14 protein-coding genes are annotated in these 15,885 nt (G+C 62.5%); 1 reads left to right on the forward strand and 13 read right to left on the reverse strand.

What is annotated here, in order from left to right:
• Positions 1-3: 3 nt before the first annotated feature.
• From BLR24_RS06905 to BLR24_RS06930, 6 genes are all read right to left on the reverse strand, one after another.
• Positions 4-1,134: an ABC transporter substrate-binding protein gene (locus BLR24_RS06905; RefSeq protein WP_093014535.1), complete on the reverse strand. Its 1,131-nt coding sequence runs from the start codon at positions 1,132-1,134 to the stop codon at positions 4-6.
• 19 nt (positions 1,135-1,153) lie between these two features.
• Positions 1,154-2,665 carry an aldehyde dehydrogenase family protein gene (locus tag BLR24_RS06910; RefSeq protein WP_093014538.1) on the reverse strand — a complete coding sequence of 504 codons (1,512 nt, stop codon included), beginning with the start codon at positions 2,663-2,665 and terminating at the stop codon, positions 1,154-1,156.
• Positions 2,666-2,731: 66 nt separating this feature from the next.
• A complete protein-coding gene (locus tag BLR24_RS06915; protein ID WP_093014541.1) occupies positions 2,732-3,673 on the reverse strand; it encodes a VOC family protein in 942 nt (313 codons plus the stop codon).
• A 16-nt stretch (positions 3,674-3,689) separates the two neighbouring features.
• Positions 3,690-4,538, reverse strand: a complete 849-nt coding sequence (locus BLR24_RS06920; RefSeq protein WP_093014544.1) for a fumarylacetoacetate hydrolase family protein — start codon at positions 4,536-4,538, stop codon at positions 3,690-3,692.
• A 169-nt stretch (positions 4,539-4,707) separates the two neighbouring features.
• Positions 4,708-5,508 carry an enoyl-CoA hydratase/isomerase family protein gene (locus BLR24_RS06925; RefSeq protein WP_093014547.1) on the reverse strand — a complete coding sequence of 267 codons (801 nt, stop codon included), beginning with the start codon at positions 5,506-5,508 and terminating at the stop codon, positions 4,708-4,710.
• Positions 5,505-6,698, reverse strand: a complete 1,194-nt coding sequence (locus BLR24_RS06930) for a CaiB/BaiF CoA transferase family protein (protein WP_217636295.1) — start codon at positions 6,696-6,698, stop codon at positions 5,505-5,507. Before BLR24_RS06930 ends, BLR24_RS06925 begins: the two co-directional genes overlap by 4 nt.
• 143 nt (positions 6,699-6,841) lie before the next feature.
• Here BLR24_RS06930 and BLR24_RS06935 point away from each other — a divergent pair, with 143 nt between their 5' ends.
• A complete protein-coding gene (locus tag BLR24_RS06935; protein ID WP_093014550.1) occupies positions 6,842-7,675 on the forward strand; it encodes a GntR family transcriptional regulator in 834 nt (277 codons plus the stop codon).
• Positions 7,676-7,927: 252 nt separating this feature from the next.
• Here the strand turns inward: BLR24_RS06935 and BLR24_RS06940 are convergent, their stop codons facing one another.
• The 7 genes from BLR24_RS06940 to BLR24_RS06970 all read right to left on the reverse strand — a co-directional run bounded on the left by BLR24_RS06940 (position 7,928) and on the right by BLR24_RS06970 (position 15,841).
• Positions 7,928-9,394 carry an aldehyde dehydrogenase family protein gene (locus tag BLR24_RS06940; RefSeq protein ID WP_093014552.1) on the reverse strand — a complete coding sequence of 489 codons (1,467 nt, stop codon included), beginning with the start codon at positions 9,392-9,394 and terminating at the stop codon, positions 7,928-7,930.
• A 34-nt stretch (positions 9,395-9,428) separates the two neighbouring features.
• Positions 9,429-10,637, reverse strand: a complete 1,209-nt coding sequence (locus BLR24_RS06945) for an ABC transporter substrate-binding protein (protein WP_093014555.1) — start codon at positions 10,635-10,637, stop codon at positions 9,429-9,431.
• A 25-nt stretch (positions 10,638-10,662) separates the two neighbouring features.
• Positions 10,663-11,658 (reverse strand): branched-chain amino acid ABC transporter permease, encoded by a 996-nt coding sequence (locus BLR24_RS06950; protein ID WP_175543208.1) that lies wholly within the window; start codon positions 11,656-11,658, stop codon positions 10,663-10,665.
• 1 nt (position 11,659) lies between these two features.
• Positions 11,660-12,529 carry a branched-chain amino acid ABC transporter permease gene (locus BLR24_RS06955; RefSeq protein WP_093014561.1) on the reverse strand — a complete coding sequence of 290 codons (870 nt, stop codon included), beginning with the start codon at positions 12,527-12,529 and terminating at the stop codon, positions 11,660-11,662.
• Positions 12,529-13,263, reverse strand: coding sequence for an ABC transporter ATP-binding protein (locus BLR24_RS06960; protein WP_093014564.1), 735 nt, complete (start codon positions 13,261-13,263; stop codon positions 12,529-12,531). Before BLR24_RS06960 ends, BLR24_RS06955 begins: the two co-directional genes overlap by 1 nt.
• Positions 13,250-13,975 carry an ABC transporter ATP-binding protein gene (locus tag BLR24_RS06965; protein ID WP_139188736.1) on the reverse strand — a complete coding sequence of 242 codons (726 nt, stop codon included), beginning with the start codon at positions 13,973-13,975 and terminating at the stop codon, positions 13,250-13,252. The genes BLR24_RS06960 and BLR24_RS06965 overlap by 14 nt, the downstream gene beginning before the upstream one ends.
• Positions 13,976-14,272: 297 nt before the next feature.
• Complete coding sequence (locus BLR24_RS06970; RefSeq protein ID WP_093014570.1) at positions 14,273-15,841, reverse strand: carotenoid oxygenase family protein; 1,569 nt, start codon at positions 15,839-15,841, stop codon at positions 14,273-14,275.
• Positions 15,842-15,885 lie beyond the last annotated feature (44 nt).

The raw sequence follows: 15,885 nt of genomic DNA on the forward strand, positions 1-15,885 counted from the left end.
GCTTCAGTCGGCGATCTTGACTTCGAGCGGCGTGAATTTGCCGGCCACCAGTTTCGAAAAAACCACCTGCGAAGGTTTGATCCCGTTGAGGTCTTCCGCCGCAAAGTTGTAGTCGTAGCTGACGCCTGGAAAGCGGTCGCGCACGGTCGCGCACATCTTGGCGCCATTGGCACCTGGACCAGCGCGCTTGCCCAGTTCGGCGGCAATCTGGATGGCGTCCCAGCCCATCATGGCAGCGCCTTTGGGCAGCGTGCCGTATTCCTTCTGGTGTATCTCGACAAAGGGCTTCTGCCGTGGTGCAGGCGACTCGGAGACGATGTATTCGACCAGGACGATGTTGTCAGCGGCAGCACCCATGGCATTCACCGCTTCATACGAGGCGACTGTCCCGGCCCCAAGAATCGTCTGGGTCATCTGCAGCCGACGCAGCTCCCGGTACGGCATGGCCGTATTGCTGACGGCGACCAGGATATCGGGAGCGGCCGCCTTCAACTTGGCCGCTTGGACCGTGGCTTCTGTTGCGGCCTGCTCGAACTTCTCGGCGCCGACCAATTCGACTCCGTAGCTTGGCGCAAGCCGCTTCAGCTCCGCATAGATGAGTGTTCCCCAACCCGAGTCGTACAGCACGCCCATCTTTTTCATGTTCATGCTGCGCGCATAGGCAAGGAACGCCTTCGTGGTGACGTCCTGGCTGAAACCAAGATGCACAACGCACTTGCGCTCACGCTCGATCGTGGGGCCGATCCCGGACAGCGAGATCTGAGGCGTCACTGCCGCGGTGGTAACCCCGCCAATGGCAATCGAGCTGGCCGTGGTTGTCAGCGCAACAATGACGTCGACCTTTTCGGTGCGCACCAGCTCGTTCGCGTGGGTCAAGGCCGAGTCGGGATTGGTGGCATCGTCCCGAATCAGAAGCTGCACCTGCCGACCGCCCACCCCTCCGGCAGCGTTGATCTGTTTCTGAGCCAGCAGGGCACCGCTGCGCGCGGCAGCGAAAGTGAGCGCGGCGGGTCCGGTCACGGCCGCGATCACCCCGACTTTGAGCGGCGGCTGTTGAGCCCACGCTGGCACGGCGACGCAGACGATGCTGCACGCAGCCAGCAGCGTATGGCAAAAGTTGGACTGGATATTCATTACGGATACAGGCTGTGACCTATTCGAAGTTGATCAATACGGTCTTGGAGCGGGTGAAGTGCTCCAGCATCGATTCGAGGGTCATTTCCTTGCCCAGACCCGACTGCTTGAAGCCGCCGAAAGAGATGTTCATGCCAGCGGTCTGACCTTGATTCACCTGGATGAAGCCGGCCTGCAGTTCGTTCACCGCCCGCATTGCGCTGGGCAGATCTCGCGTCCACACGGTCGCGGCCAAGCCGAAGTCGGAGTCGTTGGCGATCGCCAGAGCCTCATCGAGGGTGGAAAAGCGGATGACGCAAGTGACAGGGCCGAAAATTTCTTCACGGGCAAGGCGGCTGTTGTTGTCCATACCAGTGAATATGACCGGCCGCACAAAGAACCCGCCTTTCAGCCGCGGGTCAGTCGGAACTGCGCTGCACTCATGGGCAGTAGCGCCCGGCATTGCGCGGCCAAGCTCGATGTAGCTGCGCACCTTTTCGAACTGGTCACGAGAGATGATCGCGCCGATGTCCGTCTCCTCTTGCAGCGGATCTCCCATCTTCAGAGCGTCGATGCGCGCCTTGAGACCGCTCACGAATGCATCGTGCAGGCTGTCGTGCACGAGCATGCGAGTCATGGCTGTGCAACTCTGTCCCTGGCGTGTAAAGCGCATGCCCGTCACTGCGCCGTCGATCGCGCGGTCGAGGTCCGCATCGGCGAGAACGATCATCGGGCTCTTGCCGCCAAGTTCAAGCGTCACCGGCACGAGCTTGGCAGCGGCGGCCGCGTAAATCAGCTTGCCGGTCTGCACGGAACCTGTGAACGTGATCTTGGATACTGCCGGGTGGGCAACCAGAGGGGCGCCGCAGCCGGGGCCGTCGCCAGACAGCACGTTGAGCAACCCTTTGGGAAGGATTTCGTTCATCAACTCCGCGATGCGAAGGACTCCCAATGGGGCCTCCTCCGCGCTCTTGACAACGACGCCGTTGCCGGCCGCCAGCGCCGGCCCGATCTTCACGGCCATCAACATGACAGGCACATTCCAAGGCAGGACCGCCGCAACCACGCCCAGAGGCTCGCGAACGGTATAGCTCAGGACGCCGGGCCTCAGAGGCACGGTATCGCCCTTGAGTTCGCCAGCCAGTCCGCCGAAGAATTCCAGCGCGTCCGCGACGCCCTTGGCTTCGACGCGACATTCCGTCCGCAAGGCCTTGCCCGACTCCAGTGCAACCAGCGCGGCAAGCTCCTCGACGTGCTGGGCTACGTGGTGAGCAGCTGCGATCAGGCGCTTGCCGCGCTCGCGTGCCGGAGTCTTTGCCCACGCTACCTGTGCGCGCCGGGCCGCGGCAACAGCCAGTTCCACATCATCTACACCCGCGTGGGCGGCTAGCGCCACCTTCTCACCCGTGGCCGGGTTGTTGATGGGAAACGTGCGCGAGCCGCGAGCATGCGCCAGCATTCCGTCGATCAGCAGCTTGCCGCTCAGTCGGCGGGCAGTCGCTCGCGCTTGAGCGATCGGCGCCGGCTCCTGGACATCTTTGGTCTCAATCATTTCAGTAGATATATGTTTGATGATCGGTTGGAGTCGCTGACTCGTGCTCTTGCCTTGCCCGCCCGGCTATTCATGCGCGTGGGTGAGGAATCGATGGGTCACCTGCTGGCCCCAAGGACCATTGATGCTCTCGACCGTGCCTTCGGTCACCCCTCGAAATTCCGCATTCAAACGATCGCTATCGGTCCAGTGTTCGTACATGAATTCCCAGGGGTCCATCCAGTAGTCGAATATCTGCCCGCCATAGACGTGCCGGCCTATGCCCCACACGCTCTCGTAGCCCAGGCCCTGCAGATGCTCGTGGCCGAGCATCAGGTCGTCGACGTCGTGGACTTCGAATGCCACGTGATTGAGGCCGGCCTTGGGCCCCGCTTGCAGCAGGAGCACATGGTGATCCACGAATTCGGCCCCACGGTCGAGACGATTGAACGAGAGCCCCACTTCCCCGCCGGGCCCCACGATCTCGTCGCTCATGAGCAAGCCGAGGGTTTCGCGGTACCAGGCTCTCATGCGCGGCAACTCGGGAGTGACCAGCACCGCATGTCCCAAACGCAGCACGTTGGCGCAACCACGCTCGTGGCGTGCCAGCGTTCCCGCGCGACGCAGCCCCTCGGTGGCGTCGTTCAACGGGTGCCGGACGTGTTGGATCGGCTCGACGCGGGCGATACCATGGACCACTTCCACCGTGTGCCCGTCGGGGTCCGTCAGGCGTACACGCAGGCCGCCGCCCGGCTCCTCGATACGTTCCACCTTCGATGCCCCGGGCAAGCGGCTGAGGCAGTCCAGGTCTTCTGCGTTATCAACAGCGAAGCCGAGAGCCAGGAATTTGGCCGGCCCCTCTTCCGTGATGTGAACATGGTGGTCGGGTCCGGCACCGCGCATGTAAAGCGCCTGGCCGGTGCGGTCAGCCCGGACCAACCCGAAATCCTGCATGAAGGTTTCCGCACGATCCAGGTCCGGCACTCGGACGCGGACGTAGGCAAGATCTGCTGCTCTGATGATTGGCATGACGACTCCTTGGGCGTTACTCAAAGGCACGCGCGCGCTGGCGTTGCTGGCCAAGTTGGGGGGAGGTGAGAGTGACCACGTCGCCCGGCTTGAGGTAGACCGGCGGCTTCATGCCGGCGCCCACGCCCCCGGGCGTGCCGGTGACGATCACGTCCCCGGGAAGCAAAGTCATGACCTCGGACAGGTGGGCAATGATCTGCCGCACGCTGAAAACCATGTCCGCAGTGTTTGTCACCTGGCGGGTAACGCCGCTCACATCGAGCTTCAAATCGATCGCCTGAGGATCCGGAATTTCGTCCTGGGTGATCAGCCACGGACCGAGCGGCCCAAAGCTGGGCGCACTCTTTCCCTTGACGAACTGCCCGCCGCGGCCCATCTGCCAGTTGCGCTCGGAAATGTCGTTGGCCAAGCAGTAACCCGCGACGTACTGGAGCGCCTCGGACTCGCTGACGTTGCTGGCGGTCCGGCCCATCACGACTGCGAGTTCCACCTCCCAATCCACCGCTGTGGCTCCGCGGGGAATCACGGTGTCGTCGTCAGGACCGCAGATCGAGGTGAGCGCCTTGTTGAACACCAGGGGTTCGGGCGGTGTCGGCATGCCCACCGCCTCGGCGATGTGGGCCCTGTAGTTCAGGCCGATCGCGAAGAACTGGCGCACGCCGGCAACAGGGGGGCCTAGGCGCTGCGGACCCTTGACCAGGGCGAGCTTGCGCGGGTCGATGGCGGACAACACCTTCAGGCTGTCGGGGCCAAGGATTTCCGGGGTGAGGTCGGCGATCGCCGGATACAGGCTGCGGATCTGCCCCTCGTTGTCGAGCAAACCGGGCCGCTCCTGACCCACGGGGCCATAACGCAATAATTTCATTGGGTGTCCTATTCGAAGTTGATCAGTACGGTTTGGAGCGAGTGAGGTGCTCGTGGGAGCTTTGTCGGCTATATAAAAATATCAGTATTCGATTCATATATATCAGAAGTCGAGTTCTAGTTCGTCCATAAGGAAAACCCTCGACCCGCCAGCGGATATGCCTCATCCATCACTGGCCCCGAAACAAGGGGATCCTCTTTTCGCGCCAGGCGGCAACGCCTTCGCGAAGATCGGCCGAGCGCAGGCACGCAAGCTCGGCTTGCGCAACCTCGGTGGCGTCCCATCGTCCGCGTGCAAGCGCATTCAATGCGGCCTTCATGCCCCTGCTAGGCAAGGGAGCGGTAGCTGCGACAGCGCGGGCGATCGCTCGCGCTTCGTCCAGCAAGACCTCCGGTGCGACGATCGCATCGAGGTACCCGATGGCCAGCATCGCCTCGGCGTCTAGTTCCTGCGCCAGAAGGAACAGTCGCTTGGCCGCATTGAGCCCCAGACGTGACACATATCTTCGAAGACCGGACTCGTAATAGTGAAGCCCCAGGCGAGCAGCCGGCATGACCATCCGCACCGATGGCACGCCCAGGCGGAAGTCACAGGCCAGCGCGAGGTCGGTGGACCCGCCGAACACGCCTCCGTTCAAGGCGCAGACCGTCACCTGGGGCAGCGCTTCCACGGCATCGACCATGGCGACAAAGGCATTGCCACCGCCGGGCTCGCGCCCCCCTTCTTCGCGCGTGTTCAATACCGATCCGATGTCATAGCCCGCGCTGAAATGCTTGCCTGTACCTGTGAGGATGACGCAGCGGACAGTGCCGTCGGTTTGCAGCGCCTTGCAATGAGCCAGCACGACGTCGATGTCGGCAGGCTCGACTCGGTTGGCGGACCCCGGGCGCCGCAGGCGAATGGTCGCAACGGAACCCGAAACGCTCAGCGACGGCGCACCGTTCTCTTCTTCTGGCTGTCGCAGGCTCATATGGCACCCTCGGCGATCAGCGCTTCGATCTCGCCAGGACCGAAGCCCAGTTCCTGGAGCAGGCTCAGGTTGCTGCCGCCTTTTTCCTCAAGGGTCGTCTCGATTCTTGCGGGTGTGCGTGCGAGGTCCACCACCTGGGAGATCAGGTTGATCGGACCCCGTTCCGGATGGCTCACCGGACTCGAGATGCCGCAGTGCCGCACCTGCTCGTCAGCAAAAACCTGACCCATGGAGTAAATCGGTCCGCACGGCACGTCCTGTGCATCGAGTGCTTCGATCCACGCTGCGGTGCTGCGCGTGCGAAATACGCTGCGCAGCAACTCGTTCAGCTGTTCCCGGTTTCGCACCCGGTCGGGATCGGACAGGAATTCGGGGAGATCGGCCAGGTCGGGTCGACCGATTGCCCGACATAGCGACCGCCACATGCTGTCGCCGCCGGCGCCAACGTTAAGAAAACCATCACTGGTGGGATAGGCCGACGTGGGCATGCTGGTGGGGTGGTCGTTACCGACTCTTCCCGCAACCGTGCCATCCACAAGGTAACGGGCTGCCTGGAAGTCCATGAGCCCGATGCCTGCATGCAGCAGGGAGGTTCGGACCCATTGACCCTCACCGCTCGATTCGCGCTCCAATAGTGCCGTGAGAGCACCCAGCGCTGCATAGAGTCCTGCCACCACATCGACGACGGCCGCCCCCGCGCGCATGGGGTCGCCCTCGGGTGCGCCTGTTGTGCTCATGAGGCCGCACATGCCTTGGATGATCTGGTCGAAGCCAGGTCGGCGCTGGTACGGGCCGTCTTGTCCGAACCCTGAAATGCTCACCAGGATGATCCTCGGGTTGATTGCCCTGAGCGCCTGGTAGCCGATACCAAGCCGAGTCTTCACATCCGGACGGAAGTTCTCCACGACCACGTCCGCCGTTGCGACCAGTCGCATCAGCACCTCGCGCCCGCCCGTGGACTTCAGGTCCAGCGTCATCGAACGCTTGTTCCGGTGCAAGTTCTGCATGTCGGCTCCATTGCGCGCACCGACATAGAGCTCTCCCCGCTTGGCCGCAGCTGGAGCCTCCACCTTGATGACATCCGCCCCAAAGTCAGCGAGCTGTTTGACGCAAGTGGGGCCCGCGCGGACCTGGCTCAGGTCGATGACCCGAAAGCGGTGTAGCGCTCCCTCATTCATGACGCGTTGCATTGAGACGACCTTTAAAAATTTCGCCGCAGTCTACATGTCAAATACATCACAAGCAATGTCTGATATTTCAGATACCAATAGGTGTGCGTCTCAAAACCCCCTTTGACATAAAATAGCTCGATGACTTTGACCGGAACCTTGCGATGAAAACAAAGAATCCAGGCGAATCGGCCGAACTGGAGAGCTCACCCGCAGCCGTGGAACCTAAGCTCCGCGCCTCGGAACTGGTTCGCCGTCAGCTGGAGCGCGACATCAGTAGTGGAGTGCTCCTGCCCGGCGATGCATTGGACGAGGATGCATTGGCAAAGCGGTTTGGCGTTTCGCGCACCCCGGTCCGGGAGGCCCTGCTGCAGTTGTCGGTCCGCGGACTTGTGTTAATCGCCCCGCGCGCGGGCACTTATGTGTCGCGGCTTTCCATCCCTGAATTGCTGGGCCTTTCCGAGTTGCTTGCCGAACTCGAAGGCGCTTGCGCCAAACTGGCAACGCGTCGGCTCACTCCAGAAGAGGCGCACGAATTGCGCCGCGTGCACGAAGAAAGTCTGGCGTTTGAATCCGATCCCGACCCGCAGGCCTACAGCCGGGCCAACACGCGATTTCACGAAATCCTCTATCGCGCCTGCCGCAATGACGCGCTGATGGGCGAGATCGCCCACATTCGGCGCCGCACGCAGGTGTATCGGCAGTCCGTCTTTCAGAACCAGGCACGTATTCGCCGCTCCCGGGAAGAACACGGACGCATCCTGGAGGCGATACTGGCGGGCGATTCGGTCATGGCCGGCCACTTGATGGTGGACCACATTGCGGCGGGCGGGCGCGATTTCGCAGACTTGATCTCCACCCTGCCTCAACGGCTGTTGGCTTCCGCAGTAGAAACCTATCCAGGAAAGCAAGCGGCGGAATTGGGACACGCTCCGGCGAAGACGACGCGGCGTCCAGTGGGTAGGCCTCGCGCTGCAGCCAGGGGCAAAGCGGGCTGAGGGCCTGCAGTGCCGACGGCAAACTGAAGGACAGGTGGTGGCCTACCTCACGCACGCGAGCTTCACAATGATCGCGACCGAGGGAATGTCCATCGTCCTCGTTTCCAGCTTCGTCTTTCGACCACGAACGGGCGTCTTGCGTTCTCCACCGGGTTGGTGGTCCGCTGTAAATCGCACTGCTTACGTCGGTTCAGACACCACGCGCAAGGGCGTGGTTTATTGACTGCCTACGTTGAACTCAAAGCAGCGTCTTCATAGCTGGATGCAAACTGTTTTTGGTTCGGTGTACATCTCAAGGGCGGCAGAGCCCATCTCTCGACCCCAGCCCGATTCCTTGTAGCCGCCAAAAGGCATCGCTGCATCCATCACGTGGTGGCAGTTGATCCACACCGTACCGGCCTGCACGGCACGGGCCACAGCGTGTGCACGCGATACGTCTCGCGTCCAGATGCTGGCGGCCAGGCCGTATATGCTGTTGTTGGCATGGGCTACCACTTCATCCACTTCCTTGAAGCGCGTAGCGACAAGGACCGGGCCGAAGATCTCCTCCTGCACGACCCGCATCGACTGACGCACGTCCGTGAGGATGGTGGGGCGATAGAAGTAGCCCGCCCCGCCGACCGCCTCGCCACCGACCGCGACACCGGCGCCCTCCTTCCGACCAATGTCAACGTAGCCGGTTACGCGCCGCAATTGCTCATCAGAAACCAAGGGGCCGATCTGCGTGTCAGGGTCAAGGCCGGGCCCGATCTTGAGCGCTGATGCCACGGCCACAAGGCGCTCCACGAACTTGTCATAAATCGACTCATGCACGTACAGGCGCGAACCGGCCGTGCAGACCTGCCCCTGATTGAAGAAAATCGCATGCGCTGCGCCCTTCACGGCGGCGTCCAGATCGGCGTCGCCCATGACGATGACGGGTGATTTGCCGCCCAGTTCCAAGGAAATGCGTTTGAGCGTGTCGGAGCCTGAGCGCACGATCATCTTGCCGACCTCGGTGGATCCCGTGAAGGCGATCTTGTCAACGTCAGGGTGCGCCACGATAGCGGCGCCCGACGAATGACCCAGGCCTTGGATGAGATTGAGTTGCCCGGGGGGCACGCCAGCCTCGTGCGCGATGGCCACCAGCGCCGCAGCGGTCAGCGGCGTCTGCTCGGCAGGCTTGAGAATGGACGCACAGCCGAAAGCCAGGGCCGGGGCAACCTTCCACGCCGCCATCAACAAAGGGAAGTTCCAGGGCACGATCTGACCCACCACGCCCATGGGATCGCGCTGAGTGTAGGCAAGGAATTGGCCCTGAGGGCGGCCCGCCAGCGGAAGCTGCTCCCCCTCCATCCGCGTGGCCCAGCCCGCCATGTAGCGAAACACATTGGCGGCGGAGGGTATGTCAGCCATGCGCGCGGCCGACACGGGCTTGCCGTTGTCCAGAGATTCGAGCGCGGCAAGTTCCTCGCCGCGGGCCTCGATCATGTCGGCAATGCGCGTGAGCACGCGTGATCTGGCCATGGGCGGCGCCTTGGCCCAGGGACCCTTTTCAAAGGCGGCGCGCGCGCTGCGCACGGCCAAATCGACATCCTGCGCATCGGCCGAGGCCACTTGCGCGATGGGCTGGCCGGTTGCGGGATTGACAGTGCTCAGAGTCGCGCCCGATCGGGCGTCGACCCATTCACCATTGATGAACAGTTTCAGGGGAGGCAGTTGAGGGGTGGGTGTGGACATCGCTAAATCCGGGGTCGGGCAGAAGAAGGGCCGCTTACACGGCCAGGGGTTCACCGAAGGGTTTCCAGGTCTCGCCGTCGAAGCGCTGCAGCCACAGCTTTTCGTAGAGCTCGTGCTGGTTCGGCTGGGTACTCAGCTGCACGCCGGGCAGCATGATGGCGGTGCGAAAACCCTTGAGGTTCAGCGCCTGCTTCATGATGTTCTCGCGAGTGAGGTCATCGCCGCTTCGTCGCAGGATCTCTCGCAGAATCTGTGCGCTGTTGTAGCCCGAGGCGATCAACTGGTCATTGGGATCGTGGCCACTCAGGCGCTTCTTCGCGAACTCCCGCAGCTCGACGATTGCGGGGTCCTTGTTCCACTGCGAATCGGAGGGCGACTTGGCCACGGCGATGGTAATGGCCCCCACAACCTTGTCGCCGCCGGCCGGGCGCATGATGGCCTGGATGGACGAGCTGCCCAACGGCAGGAATATCTGGGGCTTCCAGCCAATGTCGTGCGCCTTGCGCAGCGCCTGTACCGCGAACTTGCCGTTGCACAGCACGAAGAACACGTCCGCATTCGTGCTCTTCAGGCCTACGACCTGCGAGTCCACCGTCGCATCCGTCACCTCGTAGGTGTTCTCAGCCACGACCATGGTCTTGGCCCGTTCACCAAGCGCGCTCTTGATGGCGTCCAGGTAGTCCTTGCCGAAGTCGTCGTTCTGGCGCAGCACCGCGATCTTCGCGTTGGGCTTGTTATCCAGTAGCCAGCGTGCATAGGCACGCCCTTCGGCGGCATAGGACGGTGCACCGGGAACGACAAAGGGCGCAACCTTGGCGTCCACCCACTTGTTCGCGCCGCTGTTGACAAGCAGCTGCGGCACTTTGCGCTCATTGAGGTAACGGTGGATGGCGTTGTTGTTGGGAGTTCCCAGCGTCTGATAGATCAGCGCGACGTTCTCGCTTTCCACCAGGCGTCGCGTGAGCTCCAGTGCCTTGCCGGGGTTATATGCGTCGTCGTACTGGATCAGTCGGACTTTGCGGCCGTTGATGCCGCCCGTTTCGTTCAACTCCTCGAAGTAGGCCTGCGCGGCCTTTCCCATCATGCCAAGGCCTGACACCGGCCCACTGAAGGGCATGGTGGAGCCGATGCGGATTTCACTATCGGAAGTGCCCGGCCCGTACTTGGGCTGTGCGAAAACGGCGTGCGGAAAGCTCAGTGCCGCGGCCGAGGCCGCAAGTGCGGTGCGTCGATTCATGGACATGGCAAGTCCCTTTCGTGGTTAAAAGCTATGAAGGTCTGGACTCAATGCATGGCCCGGGTGTTGGGGCGGGCTTGGTCCGTGAACGCCAGCGCTGCGCCAGCGCTTGGCCGGCACCGGCCAAGCCACCAGGGGCAAGGAAGACGATCACCAACACCGAGAAGCCGAAAATGGCCCAGGGCGCTGCCGTGGATACGCGCTCTGCCCAGGCCGGCACGTACAGAATGAACGCCGCTCCGATCCATGGCCCCACCGTCGAGGCTGGACCGCCGACCACCAGCGCCACCAGCATGGTCAGCGAGAGGAAGACGCCAAAGCTGTCGGGACTGACGTACTGCACGTTCAACGCATACAGGCCACCACCGAGCGCCGCACACAGGCCACTGAAGGCGAAGGCCACCTCCTTGACGCGGCTGACGTGCACACCGTGCGCCGCTGCGGCGATGGCGTTGTCGCGCACCGAACGCAGCTCCAGGCCTCTGCGACCGGCCAAGATCTTGGCCAGCACCACGGTCAGCAGCACCGCGATGGCCAGCGCCACCCAGTACATCCAGGCATCAGAACCCAGCTCGGCTGGCACCCACGAAGGCGCCTTCGGCCGCTCCAGTTGGAGCCCGGTGGCCCCGCCGGTCCAGGGCGACAGCGAGCCGTGGCGCAGCACCTGCGGAATGGCAAGCGCCAATGCAAAGGTGGACAGTGCCAGGTAGGAGTGACTCAGCCGCAGCAATGGCACGGCCAGCAGCCACGCAAACGCCGCCACCGTCACGGCCGAAACCGGGAGCGCGAGCCACCAGGGCACGCCGATGCCGCACAACATCGCCGTGACGTACGCGCCCAAGGCGAACATCGCACCTTGGGCCAACGAAGGCTGGCCCACCCAGCCCACGAACACATTCAGTCCGATCAACGCGATGGCGATGCCGATCATTTGCGTCAACTGAAAGGTCGATGCACCGGCGATCGCAAAGGGCAGTGCCGCCGCCGCTACACCTGCGGCGACATAGATCCATGTCCTGTTCTTCATGTCACACTCTCTCCGCACTGGGCTTTCCGAACAGCCCATGGGGCCGCCAGATCAAGATTGAAACCAGCGCGATCAGCGCTACCGTGAGCTTGAGCTGTGAGCCCACCACGTAAGTGCCCAGCAGGTTTTCCAGCACACCCAGCAAAAGCCCACCGACCACGGCTCCCGGCACGCTGTTGAGGCCGCCCAGCACTGCCGCCGCAAAGCCGTAGATCAAGACGCCACTCATCATGCTCGGATCCAGGTACAGCACCGGCGCCAGCAACAACGCAGCCACCGCGCCCAGCATCGCGGCAAGGCCCCAGCCCATGGAGAACATCAGCCGCGTGGAGATACCACTGAGCTGCGCCGAATCAGGATTCATGGCGGCGGCTCGCACGGCCAGGCCTATGCGCGTGAAGCGAAAAAAGGCCCAGAGTGTCGCCAGCAGGAAGGCCGTAGTCAGCATCACGCCCAACTGCTGGCCGGAGACGAGCCCCCCCATCAGCGAGATGTCAGGGAACGGACTGGGGAAATCACGCACGTCGTGGCCCCAGAAATAACCCGTGAGGCTGTGGATGGCCATGAACAAACCGATGAACGTTGCCACCGTAGCCAGAGGAGAGACCGCCTTCAGCCGGCCAATGATCAGGCGCTCCACGGCGGCGCCGCCCAGGAACGACAGTACCAGCGCCCCCACGAAGGCCGCCCAATACGGCAGGCCCGCCTGCAGCATGGCGAACGCGCCGTAGGCCGACAGCGTGGCCATTTCGCCCTGCGCGAAGTTCACGTGCTTGCTGCAGCGGTATACGACAACGAGGGAAAGCGCCAGCAGCGCATAGGCGCAGCCCGTGGCCAATCCCGCAACGATCTGGTGAAGCAGTTGTTCCATCATGCCTCTCCCAGATAGGCTGCCCGCGCGATCGGGTCTTCACGCAGCGCGCTGGCGGCGCCCGCCGCGAGCACACGCCCGTTCGACAGGACATAGCCGTCATCGGCGACCTTCAATGCCAATGCCATGTTTTGCTCAGCGAGCAAGATGCCCATGGGCGACTCAACCTGCAAATTCCGAAGAATCTGGATCACTTCCATCGCGATGCGCGGTGCCAGGCCGAAAGTGGGCTCATCGAGCAGCAGCACCTTGGGTTGCGCGACCAGTGCGCGGCCGATGGCCACCATCTGCTGCTCACCACCCGACAGGCTGCCGGCGAGCTGCCAGCGTCGCTCCTTCAGTCGCGGCAGCCAGCCATAGACGCGCTCGAGCGCCTCGTCGAAACCCGCTGCCTCACGGCGCGCGAAGCTGCCCACGCGCAGGTTTTCCTCTACCGTCAGGTCGGCAAAGGTTCCACGACCCTCGGGCACCTGGGCCACACCGAGGCGCGCGATCTGCTCGGGGCGCAGGCCCCGGATGCTGCGCTCACCAAGGTGGATCTCGCCTTCGGCCTTGACCATGCCGCACAGCGCTCGAATCAGGCTGGTCTTGCCGGCGCCGTTGGCGCCCAACAGCGCCGTGATGCGGCCGGCCTTCACGGTGATCGACACATCGGAAATCACCTCGATCGGTCCGTAGCCTGCGCGAAGGCCGTGCGTGCGCAGCAGTACCGTCCCCGCTTCATTCAATTTCATCGTCGCCTCCGAAGTACGCCGCTTGCACCAGCGGATCGGCGACCACCTGCTGCGGTGATCCGGACGCGATCAGCTTGCCGAACTCCAGCACGTACAGGTGCTCGCACAGCGACATCACCAGACCCATGTGGTGCTCAACGATGAGGGCGATGCCGCCGGCATCGCGCAGGCCCTGTACGCGTCGCTTGAGGTCCTCCATATCCTCCGGCGTGAGGCCAGCCGCTGGCTCATCCAACAGCAGCACGCTGGGATTGGACGCAAAGGCGCGCGCAAGCTCCACCCGCTTGCGGATACCCAGCGGCAACGCCTTGGTATGGCGGTCGCGCACAGCCTCCAGACCGAACTCCTCAATAAGACGATCCACCGCGGTAGCCGCGTCACCCCGCCCTGCCGCACCTCTGGCGTGCAGCGCGCCGCACGCGATGTTTTCGTACACCGTCATGCTCTGGAACAGCGCCAGATTCTGGAAGGTGCGACCGATACCCGCGCGCGCACGTTCGTGCGCCACCTGCGCGGTGAGGTCACGATCTCGCAGCCGAATGCTGCCCGCGGTAGGCCGAATGGCGCCCGATATGGCATTGATCGCGGTGGATTTCCCCGCCCCGTTGGGCCCGATGAGGCCATAGATGCGCGAGGGTTCGAGGCGCATCGAAAGCTCGTTCAGGGCCTTCACTCCACCATAGAAAACACTCAGTTTCTCGACATTCAGCACGAGTTATCCATCCTTTGCGCGAGGCAATAGCTACGGCCCTTCGCAACACCCCTACGCCCATCCTGGAGTGGGGTGTGCCTAGTCCATCCAGGAACATTAATCTAATCAATGATTAGTTTAAACTGAAGGGAAATGGATTGTTCACAGGGTTTTCACCGGATACGGGGCGACGATCTCAACATATCCGGTCAGCGAAACTATTCACCGATCAGATCAAGTGACAAGATTTGATGCCAGTCGGTCGCATTGGTGATCGCGGAGCATCAGGGGTTCCTGCCATTCGTCGACCGATCCCGGCTATTCGCCCCGATGCATCTCAGCCAGGCGCTCCTGGTTCAACCAGCAGGCATGCACTCCGAACGGGACACGCGCCGGCAGATGTATGCGAGCCAGCTCCTGGAGAGTGGTGGCGCTGAAGACCACCAGGGCCGCGTCGTTCTCCTTCATGAGCAGGTCGACCAGATAGCCATCGTCCTCGGCGAAAGCACCTTCGCGCGGCACGAACAGCGGCTCGCCGCCCAGCGCATCCCCGTAGCTCAGATAGCCGACTTCCCTCTCCTCCTGCAGGTCGTACTTGAGTACCCCCTTGCCCATGTACCCGCTGCTCTCGTCAAGCAGGTAGGCGTAACGGCAAGGGAAGCCTGAGTGGTTCGTATTGATGCTCGGGCGCTCGAAGGCACCGTCGAGCAACTGCTTGGCTTCTACGGCACCGGTGTCCAGATCCAGCACCCACTTGTGAAACTTGCTATGCGACTCTTCGGGGCTGTGGATGGGCACACCGTTCGGATAGTCCTTGAACAAAGGCGCGAACATCACGATCTGCTTGTGACCGTCCTGCCCCGTCTGCTCCCAGCCGTTGACCATGTGCCAGATGAAGCCTGGTTCGTGCGTCTCGAACCAGCGAACGGTGTCGCCAGCCTTGGGATAGCGCGGCAGCACGCCCCAGCGCATCTTGTAGTCGACATCGAAGTAGTAGATGCTTTCTTCCTGCCCGATGCGCGAGCGGTCGCTGCGCAACGAAGGGTCCGGGAAGATCACATAGTTCTCCGACACAATGTAGTCGTGCAGGTAGGCCATCCGGCCGCCTGGACCCTGCTGATGGATCAATTGGTGATCCTTCAGCTCACCGTCTTCCAGCCGGGAGTAGAAGACGCCGCCATTCTGACGATGAATGCTGATGTTGTAGAAGGCGCCGTTCTTCGGATCGATACGGGGATGGGCCGAGAACGGGCTTTGCAGCTTGCCGCCCCACGTCTCGAGGTGACCCGTTCCGTCCATGACCAAACGCCCTTCGACCTCGCGCGTGTTCAGCACGAAGGGGAACGCCGTTTCGTTCAGGCAGTACAGCTTGCCCTTGTGCATCTGCACGGCGGTGGAGGCGGTGCTCAGTTCAAGCGGCGTCAAGTTCGGAATGGCACCCTGCGCCTTCTTCGATTCGATCAGCTTCAGCTTTGACTGCTGGCTCGTTGCACCGTTGGCCAGATCGGAGAACTGCGGGTAGATCTCGCGACCCACCTTCTCTTCGAATGCATCACGTGGCGTACGCACGAAGAAGTTCGAGTAGGTCACCTCGCCATCGCGAATCTGCACTTGGTGCAACATGCCAGTGCCGTTGAACGCATGGGCACGCGACATGGTCTTCTTGAAACGGGCATTGGCGCCATTTCGCAGGTAGACACCGCGCAGATCCTTGGGCAGTTGACCCACGACTTTCACGGGGACATGACGCGTCTCGTGAGACACCGGCTGATAGCCAGGGACGTTGTAAACGCTGGTGCGGTTATAGGCTTCCGCATCGGCCGAGATTTGATCAAGGAGCTGCAGCTCCTCGGAACTGAAGATGGTTTCGATCGTGGTATCAGACATGGTGATTGCCTCATGGTTTGAATGCCCGGAAAAATTGGGCGGTC

It is taken from the genome of Variovorax sp. OV700 (assembly GCF_900099805.1).
Lineage (GTDB): Bacteria > Pseudomonadota > Gammaproteobacteria > Burkholderiales > Burkholderiaceae_C > Variovorax.